General features: G+C 75.6%; 5 protein-coding genes and 1 pseudogene. 3 read left to right on the top strand and 3 right to left on the bottom strand.

Features of this window, described 5'->3' with window-relative positions; genetic code table 11:
- From ACFWZ5_RS28440 to ACFWZ5_RS28450, 3 genes and pseudogenes are all read left to right on the top strand, one after another.
- Positions 1–1,278 (top strand): annotated as a pseudogene (locus ACFWZ5_RS28440) (hypothetical protein); the annotation flags it as partial.
- The gene (locus ACFWZ5_RS28445) at positions 1,271–1,714 is read left to right on the top strand and encodes a hypothetical protein (RefSeq protein WP_384794913.1); all 444 of its coding nucleotides are present in this window, start codon (positions 1,271–1,273) and stop codon (positions 1,712–1,714) included. The pseudogene ACFWZ5_RS28440 and the gene ACFWZ5_RS28445, both read left to right, overlap by 8 nt.
- 54 nt (positions 1,715–1,768) lie before the next feature.
- Complete coding sequence (locus ACFWZ5_RS28450) at positions 1,769–3,481, top strand: bifunctional 3'-5' exonuclease/DNA polymerase (protein WP_384891520.1); 1,713 nt, start codon at positions 1,769–1,771, stop codon at positions 3,479–3,481.
- 85 nt (positions 3,482–3,566) lie between these two features.
- Here ACFWZ5_RS28450 and ACFWZ5_RS28455 read toward each other — a convergent pair whose 3' ends face one another.
- The 3 genes from ACFWZ5_RS28455 to ACFWZ5_RS28465 form a co-directional block, all read right to left on the bottom strand.
- Entirely contained in the window at positions 3,567–6,812 is a 3,246-nt protein-coding gene (locus ACFWZ5_RS28455; RefSeq protein ID WP_384794915.1) for a BTAD domain-containing putative transcriptional regulator, read from the bottom strand.
- Positions 6,813–7,116: 304 nt separating this feature from the next.
- A complete protein-coding gene (locus tag ACFWZ5_RS28460; protein ID WP_384794917.1) occupies positions 7,117–9,114 on the bottom strand; it encodes a sensor histidine kinase in 1,998 nt (665 codons plus the stop codon).
- A 13-nt stretch (positions 9,115–9,127) separates the two neighbouring features.
- Positions 9,128–9,853 carry a response regulator transcription factor gene (locus tag ACFWZ5_RS28465; RefSeq protein ID WP_384794919.1) on the bottom strand — a complete coding sequence of 242 codons (726 nt, stop codon included), beginning with the start codon at positions 9,851–9,853 and terminating at the stop codon, positions 9,128–9,130.
- Between the last annotated feature and the right edge of the window lie 144 nt (positions 9,854–9,997).

The raw sequence follows: 9,997 nt of genomic DNA on the forward strand, positions 1-9,997 counted from the left end.
CCGGATCGTTCGTGGTCGGATCGCATGGGGTCGGGCCATATGGGGCCGGGACGCGCGGTGCCCGTCGCCCGTGGCCGGGAGCGGCTCGGGCTGCTCATGGGGCTCGTGCGGAACCTCGCCGTCACCGGTGGCCTCGCCGAAGCGCGGCGGCGGCGGGCCGACGCCCTCGACGACGCCGAACGCACCGGCGACCCCGAGCTCACCGCCCGCGTCATCGGCGCCTTCGACGTACCCGGCATCTGGGCCCGCAACGACGACGAAGCCCTCTCCCGCCGCGTCGTCACCGCCGCCGAACTCGCCCTCGGCGCCCTCCCGGACGACGGCACCACCGACCGGCGGGTCACCCGTTGCCGGCTCCTCACCACCATCGCCATGGAGACGCGGGGGCAGGCGCCGGGGCGCGGTGCCGACGCCGCCCGCGAGGCCGAGGCGCTCGCCCGTGACCTCGGCGCCGACGCCCACCCCGCGCTCCTCGCCCTCGCCCTCAACGGCCGCTTCCTGCACACCTTCCACCGCGCCGGGCTCGCCCCCGAACGCGTCCGCGTCGGCGCCGAGCTCACCGCCCTCGCCGCCCGCCACGGCCTCGTCACCTTCGAGGTCCTCGGCCACCTCATGCTCCTCCAATCCCACAGCGCCCTCGCCGACTTCGCCCGCGCCGACACCCACGCGGCGGCCGCCGACGACCTCGCCGAGCGGTACGGGCTGCCGCTGGTGGGGGTGTTCACCGACTGGTACGGGGCGCTGCGCGCGGCCGTCGCGGGGCGGGTGGGGGAGGCCGAGGCGGCGTACCGGGCCGCGGGTGCGCGGCTGCGGGGGACGGGGATGAGCGGGATGGTGGGCGAGGTGGGCGAGGTGGGGGAGGAGGGGGAGGAGGGGGAGGAGGGGGAGTTGGTGGGGCTGGCGTTGCGGTGTTTGGGGGTGCGGGACGGGGGTGAAGTGCGCGAGGCGGGGCGCGGGGACCAGCTGGTGGAGGTGCGGCTGTGTCTGCGGGCCCGTGCGGTGCTGCTGCGGCGGCGCGGTGATGTCGCCGCCATGGAGTCCCTGTACCGGGAGCTCCTTCCCGCCTGCGACGAACTCGGCGGTGCGGGCAGCGGGTTGCTCACGCTCGGGCCGGTCGCTCAGTACGTGGGTGACCTCGCGGTGGCCATGGGGCGGGCGGGCGCCGCCCGGGGGCACTACCGGCAGGCCCTCGCCGTCGCCTCGCGTGCCGGGGCGCCGCACTGGGAGGCCGACGCGCGGCGCGGGCTCGCGGCGGTGCGAGGATGCGGCGATGACTGAGGAAACAGCGGTGGCGTCAGCGGCTTCAGTGGCTTCAGCGGTATCGGTGGCGTATGTGCGCTTCGAGTCCCCCGTGCGGCATGAGCAGCGCGGCTGCTTTCCCGGGGTGTTCTTCCTCGCCAACTCCCTTGCGCGGGAAGGGCGGCTGACCCCCGAGCAGTGGGACTTCTGGCGGGCCAGCAACGACTGGTACGACGCGGCGTATCCGACGCCCGACGCGGACGTCTACCACCGGCATGCCGGTGCGGTCGCCTGGTTCAAGTCCACGGCGACGCATCTGCTTGAGCGGGTGCCGGGGTACATGGACCTTCTTGCCGCGCACGGGGTGCCGTGCCGCGAGGTGCGGACGGACGACCCGGGGCGGGTCGTCTACGAGGACGAGGTCCAGGTGGTCGCCGTCCCCCACCCGCCCGCCGTCCCCTCCGCGACCCCCTGACCTCCCGGGTCCTGGCCGGGCGGGGATGTCAGTGGCGGGTGGCAACCTCGGAGTATGGACGGTGGACGGTGGGTGATCGCGGAGGGTGACGGCGGCGGGGCGGTGCTGGTGCCCGTGGGGGAGGACGGGACGCCGGTGGGCCCCGTCCAGCGGGAGCCCGACCTCGTGGAAGCGGTACGACGGCGCCCCGCCGTGGACCGGTGGGTATGGCGGTCGACCGCCGAGCTGTACCCGCGCCTGCTCGCCGCCGGCGCCCACGCCAGAGTGGAGCGGTGCTACGACATCGAGGCCGCCGAATCCCTCCTGCTCGCGCACGAGGGCCGGCTCGGCGAGCCCCGCTCGGCGGCGGCCGCCTGGGCCCGCCTGCACCGAAGACCCGTGCCGCGGGACCCGGCCCCGCGCGCGGCGGAGCCGGGCTCGCAGGACTCGCTCTTCGACCCGGCCCCGGCGGCCCCGCTGCCCTTCGAAGCGCTCCTAGAGGTGTACGCGGAGCAGCTGAAGCGGCACGGGGCGACGGCGCACCCGGGCAGGATGCGCCTGCTCACGGCGGCCGAGTCGGCGGGCACGCTGGTCGCGGCGGAGATGGACGCGGCGGGCCTGCCGTGGCGGGCGGACGCGCACAAGGACGTACTGACCGAGCTGCTCGGCGAGCGGTACGGCGGCAGTGGCGAGCCGCGCCGCCTCGCCGAGCTCGCCGACGAGGTGTCCGCCGCGTTCGGGCGCCGGGTCCGGCCCGACCTGCCCGCGGACGTGGTGAAGGCGTTCGCGCAGGCGGGCATCAGGGTGCGGTCCACGCGGCGGTGGGAGCTGGAGGAGATCGACCACCCGGCGGTCGCCCCCCTGCTCACGTACAAGTCGCTGTACCGCATCTGGACGGCCCACGGCTGGTCCTGGCTGCAGGACTGGGTGCGCGACGGCCGCTTCCGGCCCGGGTACACGCCGGGCGGCTCCGTCACGGGCCGCTGGACGACCAACGGCGGCGGTGCCCTGCAGATCCCGAAGGTCATCCGGCGCGCGGTGGTCGCCGACCCGGGCTGGCGCCTGGTCGTGGCGGACGCCGACCAGCTGGAGCCGCGCGTCCTCGCGGCGATCTCCCGCGACCGGGGCCTGATGGACGTCGCGGGCAGCCCGGACGACCTGTACACGCGCCTGTCGGACCGCGCGTTCTCCGGCGACCGCGAGCACGCCAAGCTCGCGGTGCTCGGCGCGGTCTACGGCCAGACGTCCGGCGACGGCCTGAAGAACCTGGCGGCCCTGCGCCGCCGCTTCCCGCAGGCGGTGGCGTACGTCGACGACGCGGCGAAGGCGGGCGAGGAGGGCCGTCTCGTACGGACCTGGCTCGGCCGGACGAGCCCGCCCGCCGTCGGCGGGGACGAGGACGACGGGGAGGCGGGCATCCCCCAGGAGGCGGCGGCCACGGACGGCCGGGCGGCCGACCGGGACGGCGAGTTCACTCCCGGGTACGCCTCCAGCGACGCCCGCGCCCGCGGCCGCTTCACGCGGAACTTCGTGGTGCAGGGCAGCGCCGCCGACTGGGCGCTGCTCATGCTGGCCGCGCTGCGCCGCGCCACCGCGGACCTGAAGGCCGAGCTGGTCTTCTTCCAGCACGATGAGGTGATCGTGCACTGCCCGCGCGAGGAGGCGGACGCGGTGGTCGCGGCGGTGCGGGACGCGGGGGACCTGGCGGGGCGGATCACGTTCGGCGAGACGCCGGTGCGGTTCCCGTTCACGACGGCGGTGGTGGAGTGCTACGCCGACGCCAAGTAGCCGCCGCCCCCGGCCGGGCCTCCTCAGCCCTTCAGGCCCCTCGCACCCTTCAGGCCCCTCGCACCCCTCATGCCCCTCACACCCCTTACGCCCCTGGTGAGTCGGCGCAGAAACCTTTCAGCTCCGCCACGACCTTCGTGTCCGCCCCGTCCAGGGACGCCAGCGCGGCGAGCGCCGACCGCCACTGCGCGTGCGCCTCTTGGGTGCGGCCCGCCGCGTGCAGGAGCAGCCCGTACTGGTGGCGGGCCAGGCCCGCCATGCGGGTGTCGCCGCGGTGCTCGGCGCAGTCGAGCAGGCGCGCGCACTCGCGGTCCGCGTCGGCGGTGCGGCCGAGCTCGCGCAGCGCCCGGACCAGGCCGAGCCGGGCCTGGGACTCGCCGTGCCAGTCCTCGTACTCGCCGTGGATGCGCAGGCTCTCCTCGAAGTGGTCGAGCGCGGCGGCCGGTTCGCCGAGGGTGAGACGGGCGTAGCCGATGTTGCAGTGCGCGGACTGGCGCACGACCAGGTGCCCGATGCGCTCGCCGATGGCGAGGCTGCGCTCGTGGTGGTCGATGGCGACGCGCGCGTCCGTGTGCTCGTACAGATTGCCCAGATGGCTGAACGTGACGGCCTCGCTGAGCGGGTCCTTCAGGTCGCGGGCCAGGCCAAGGGCCTGGGTGAGGGCGCCCGCGGACTCGGCGTGCCGGCCGAGGCCTTCGAGGAGCAGGCCGCGGTGGTTGAGCCCCCGGCGTACGCAGGACACGCGGCCGAGGCCGCGCCAGAGGGTGAGGGCCTCGTCGTTCAGGGCGAGCGCCTCACGCGCGCGGCCCGCCATGAAACGGTGGCCCGCCAGGTCCGTCAGCGCCTGCGCCCGCGCGGCCGGGTCCCCGTGGCGGCGCGCGGCCTCCACGGCGATGGCGGCAAGGGTGCCGAGCTCGGGCAGCCGGCCCCTGCGCTGGAGGTACGGGAAGAGGTACCGGACCAGGGTCGGCACGACCCCGGACCCGTCCCCGGCCCGCCGCTCGGCGAGCGCGACGATGTTCGCCAACTCCTCGTCGGCCCACCCGAAGGCCTCGTCGAGGGTGGGGAAGACGGGAATGCCGCCACCGCGGCCGGTTCCGGTTCCGGTTCCCGTTCCCGTTCCGGTTCCGATTCCGGGAACGTCCAGCTCGGCGGCCTCCGGTCCCGCTCCGCCCCCGAGCCGGTCCACCCGGTCCTGGCCCTCCGGCATGATCGCCAGGAGGGTCGCGCGGGCCATGTCCGCGTACCAGCGCAGGGCCACCTCGTCGGCCGAGACACCGTGTCCGGCGGTATGGGCGGCCGGGGCCTCGGGCGGCTGGGTCGTGGCGTGTTCGCGGGCGAAGTCGCGAACGAGGTCGTGCGGGGCGTAGCGGCCGTACGCGGTCTCGTCGAGGAGGGCGACGTCCACGAGGCGGTCGAGCGCGGCCTGGGCGCGCCAGCGGGGGACGTCGAGGAGGCGGGCGACCAGCGGGACCCCGTACGCGGGCAGGTCGAGCGCGCCGATCACGTACAGGGCGCGGGCCGCGTCGCGGTCGCCCTCGCGGTCGGAGTCGCGCAGCGCGGTCAGGGCGACGTCCAGGGAGCGGTGCACGCTCAAGTCGTCGTACTCCAGGTGCCGCAGGCGTCCGCCGCAGTCGGTCAGGAGGCCCGCGAGCGCGTCCGGGGTGAGCGCGCGGCGGGCGGCCAGACGGGCCGCGACGATGCGCAGCGCCAGCGGAAGGCGGCCCGCGAGGCACACCAACGGGTGCCCGGCGTCCAGGTCCTCGCGGCCCGACACCGCGCGCAGCAGCGCCGCGCTGTCGTCGTCGGTCAGCGGCCGCAGCGGGAAGCGGGTCGCGCCGTCGAGGGCGGCGAGCTGCGAGCGGCTGGTCACGAGGACGGCGCAGCCGGTGCCGCCGGGCAGCAGCGGGCGCACCTGCGCGGCGCTCGCCGCGTTGTCGAGGAGCAGCAGCGTGCGGGTGGGCGCGAGCAGCGAACGCAGCAACGCGGCGGCGGCGTCCGGGTGTTCGGGCGCGTGCCGCCCCTCGGCGCCGAGGTCGCGGAGCAGCGCGGCGAGCGCCTGGCCGGGGGTGAGCGGGCTGACGCCCGGGGTGGCGCCGTGCAGGTTCAGATAGAGCTGGCCGTCGGGGAACTCCGCGCTCAGGCCGTGCGCGACGTACAGCGCGAGCGCGCTCTTGCCGACGCCGGGCATGCCGGAGAGCACGGCGACGGGCGGGCTGCCTTCGGGCGGGGCGCTTTCCGGTGGGGCGTCTCCAGGGCGTACGTGTTCAGGGCGTACGTGTTCAGGGCGTACGTCTTCGGGGCGTACGCCTTCGGAGTGGGTGTGCCCGGTCGTCGTCCCGGGGGGCGTCCTCGTGAGCAGGGCGCGCAGGTCGCGGGTCACGGCCGCGCGGCCCGTGAAGTGTGCGGGGCGGGGCGGGAGTTGGGCGGGGCGTGGGGCCCGGCTCGGCGGGGAGGTGGTCTGGCGGCCGGCCGCGAGGACCGACCGGTGGGCGTGGGTGGCCGCCGCGGACCCGGGCGGCCTCTTCGTACCGGCCCGCGCGCCCGCGCCGCCGCGTGGGGGCTCACCGCGCAGGACCTCCTCGTGCGCCTCCCGCACCGCGTCGCCCGGCTCCACGCCCAGCTCCTCCACCAGCCTGCGGCGCAGTTCGCGGTGGACGGCGAGGGCCTCGGCCTGGCGCCCGGTGCGGTGCAGCAGGAGCATGAGCTGGCGGTGGAAGGCCTCCCGCAGCGGGTGCTCGGCGACCAGGGCGGTCAACTCGGGGGAGAGCGCACCGAGTTCGGCGTGCGCGTTCGCGGAGGACGCGGCGAGCGCGAGGGCCGCGTCGAAACGCCACTCCAGGACGAGCAGCCGCGCCTCTTCCAGACGCTGTACGAGGGCGTGCCCGGCCGTGACGTGCGCAAGCCCGGAGAGCGGGGCGCCGCGCCACAGGGCGAGGGTGCAGCGGGCGGCGTGCGCGGCGGTGGTCCAGTCGCGTGCGGAGTGGGCGGCGCGGGTGCGGGCGGCGCGCTGTTCGAAGACGCGGACGTCGAGCTCGCCGTCGGCCACGGCGAGCCGGTAGCCCGGCGGTACGGCGCGCAGCCGGTCGGGGTCGTCGAGGAGGCGGCGCAGACGGGTCACGTGGTTCTGGAGCGACGCGTGGGCGGACGCGGGCGGGTCGGCGGCCCACAGCGCCTCCTTGAGCGCGTCGGCGGAGACCACCCGGTCCGGTTCGAGGAGCAGCGCGGCGAGCAGGGCGCGGCCCTTGGGGCTGCGTACGGGGCGGGGTTCGCCGTCGGCGTCGTACACGGCGGGCACACCGATGAGCCCGAACCGCAGTTCGCCTCCCATGCGCGCCCTACTCCCCCAGTGCCCGCAGCCCCCGCAGGCTGTCGCGGTCACGCCAAAACGGTGACCGTTGGGCCCATGTTAGCCATCTGTTGGCGGCGCCTGGTGTGATCACTGCATCGGACCTGGCCCCGCCGGTGCATGCGCTTGGCGCGTGGCTCGGGGGAGTGTCGCCGCCGCGGCCGGGTCCGTCCAAGGCCGTCCCCTGGGCCACGTTCCTGGCCACTGGGGGCTCCGCCCCCAGACCCCCTTCTTCCTCGGCCTTCGGCCTGGTCCTCAAACGCCGGACGGGCTCATTCCGGCCCGGTTACGTCACCGGTAGGCGGAGGGTGAAGACGGCGCCGCGGCCCGGGGCGCTCTGGACGGTCACCGTGCCGCCGTGTGCCTGCACCAGGTTCCGGACGATGGCGAGCCCGAGCCCACTGCCTCCCGTGGCCCGCGTACGCGACTTGTCGGCGCGCCAGAACCGGTCGAAGACGTGCGGCAGATCCGCCTCCGCGATCCCGCTGCCGGTGTCGGCGACCTCGAAGACGACCCGGTCGCCCTCCCTCCGGCACACGACCGTCACGCGCCCGCCCTCCGGCGTGTGCCGGATCGCGTTGGAGACGAGGTTCCCGATGGCCTGCCGCAGCCGCAACGGGTCGGCGGTCAGCCACGGATCACCGTCCGCGCGGGCGACGAGCCGTACGCCCTCCGCGTCCGCCCGCGCCTGGTGCGCGGCCACGACCTGGTCGGCGAGGTCGGCGGCGCGCGCCGGTTCGCGGTGCAGGCGCAGCGTGCCCGCGTCGGCTGCGGCGAGGTCCTGGAGGTCGTTGACGATGTGCTGAAGCAGCAGTGCCTCCTCCAGGAGGGAGGTGACGAGCTCCGGATCGGTGGCGACGACCCCGTCCTCGGCCGCCTCCAGCCAGCCGCGGATGTTGGACAGCGGGGTGCGCAGCTCGTGCGCGACGTCGCTGACCATCGCCTTGCGCTGCTCCTCAAGGGCCCGGCGGTGCGCGGCCATGTCGTTGAAGGCGGCGGCGAGTTCGCTGATCTCGCCCGCGGAGCGGGCCGGCACCGGCTCGGTCGCCTCGCCGGTCTTCATGCGCTGCGTCGCGGTGGTCAGGGCGCGCAACGGCCGCGTGAGCCGGGTCGCCGCGAGCGCGGTCACGGCGACGGTCACGGCGAGGATCGCCGCGGCGAGCCCGACGAGCCGCGTCGTGTTCGCGCGGGAGAGGCGGAAGCCGCTCTCGGAGGGCCGGGAGCCGTCCTGGCTGGTGATGAAGAGGAGCGCGGGCGACGACACGTACGGGCCGAGCTGCTCGCGCCGCGCGCTGTCCACGCAGCTGGCGGCGAGGGCCTCGGCGCGGGCCTGGGGGTCGTCGACGGGCGGCGTCGCGGGCACCTTGGACCCCTCGACGGACGGCTCCGGCACCGGCTGCGCGGGGTTGCGCGGCTCGCCCGGGGCGCTCACCGCGTACAGCCGCGGGCTGCCGACGGGCGACATGGCCAGGCCCAGCTTCACGGGCTCGGTGCCCTTGCGGCGCATGCACGCGTCGGCCAGCTTGTTGACCTTGTCGAGCGCCTTGCGCTCGGTCGTGGTCGGTTCGTACAGATAGTCGCCGCCGCAGCGGAAGTCGATGACCCGCTCGTCGCGCCCGTCGTTCGACACGAAGTACGGGCGGCCGCTCGGCCCCTCCACCGTCTTCGCCGACACACCGGCGTCCCGCATGCACCCGATGTACTTCTCGGCGAGCGCCCGCAGCCGGTTCCGCTCGTCCGCCGGAAGCCGGAAGGGACCCACGGCCCGCGGATCGATCCGGTCCACCGAGCCGGTGCCGTTGCCGAGCCCCTCGCCGCCGCCGTCGGTGCCGGTGCCCGGCCCGACGCCGAGGCCCTGCACGCTGTCGGCGTCCCCGCCCCTGCCCGCCGACAGCGTCGAGTCGACGGCCAGCGGGTCCACCACGGCCGACGCCCGCGCCGGAAGCCGGGCCCTGTGCCCGTCGTCACCGCCCGCGCCCGCGTCCGCCGAGTCGGCGATGATCTTGCGGTCCTGCGTGGTGAGGGCGATGCGCCGGCCCGTGTCGTCGGCGAGCTCCCGCACCGTGCGGCCCGCGCCGCGCCAGCTCGGCGTGGTCGCGGCGAGCCCGAGGAGCTTGTCGTAGATCCGGGCGTCGTCGGCGAGCACCTGCCCCTGCTCCTGCCGGATCGCCCCCGACGTCGTCTGCGCCGCCAGCCACGCCGTCGCGGCGATCGACAGGACGGACACCAGGACCGACACGGCGAGCAGCCGCGTCAGCAGGCTCTTGCGTACGGGGACACGCATACGGAACCCCGTCTTACGCCCCATGGGCGACCAGCTTGTACCCCACGCCGAACACCGTCACGAGCCGGCGCGGCTCCCGCGGGTTCGCCTCGATCTTCTTGCGCAGGTTCAGTACGTGTACGTCGACCGTGCGCGCCGATATGTACCCCGAGGAGCCGTGGATGCGGTCCAGCAGCTGCGGCCGTGTGAACACCCGCTCCGGCTCCGCCGCCATCGCCGCGAGCAGCTCGAACTCGCCCGGCGTGCACTCCACCTGCCGCCCGTCGACCGTCACCTCGTGCCGCAGGGCGTCCACGACGAGGGCGCCCGCCCGGAGCACGCGCGCGTCCGACTCCGGCGGCGGCCGGTGCGCGGATCCGCTGGCGCGGCGCAGCAACGTCCGTACGCGGGCCATCAGCTCGCGCGGGCTGTACGGCTTCGTGAGGTAGTCGTCGGCGCCCAGGTCGAGGCCGAGCAGCAGGTCGTCCTCCGTCGAACGGGCCGTGAGCATCAGGATCGGCAGCGAGGCCGTCGCGCCCGGCCGGGAGTCCGACCGCAGGACACGTGTCACCCCCAGGCCGTCGACCTCGGGCATCATCCAGTCCAGGATCAGCAGGTCCGGGTCGCGGCGGTGGACCTCCGCCAGGGCGGTGCGGCCGTCGTGGGCGACGCCGACTGTGTGTCCCTCGCGCTCCAGGTAGCGGCGGATGAGGTCGGCCTGTTTCTCGTCGTCCTCGGCGACCAGCACGAAAGCGCACATGCGCCCGAGCATAAGCGCCCCTTCCCCCCTCTCCCGTCCCCCTAACAGGATGCTCATAACTCCCCACCCAACGGCCCCTGCACCCAGGCCCCGCCGCTACCGCGGCGGCGACTTCCCGCCCGCCCACCCAGTACCTACCGCCCC

It is taken from the genome of Streptomyces sp. NPDC059003, assembly GCF_042740445.1.
Taxonomy (GTDB): Bacteria; Actinomycetota; Actinomycetes; order Streptomycetales; family Streptomycetaceae; genus Streptomyces.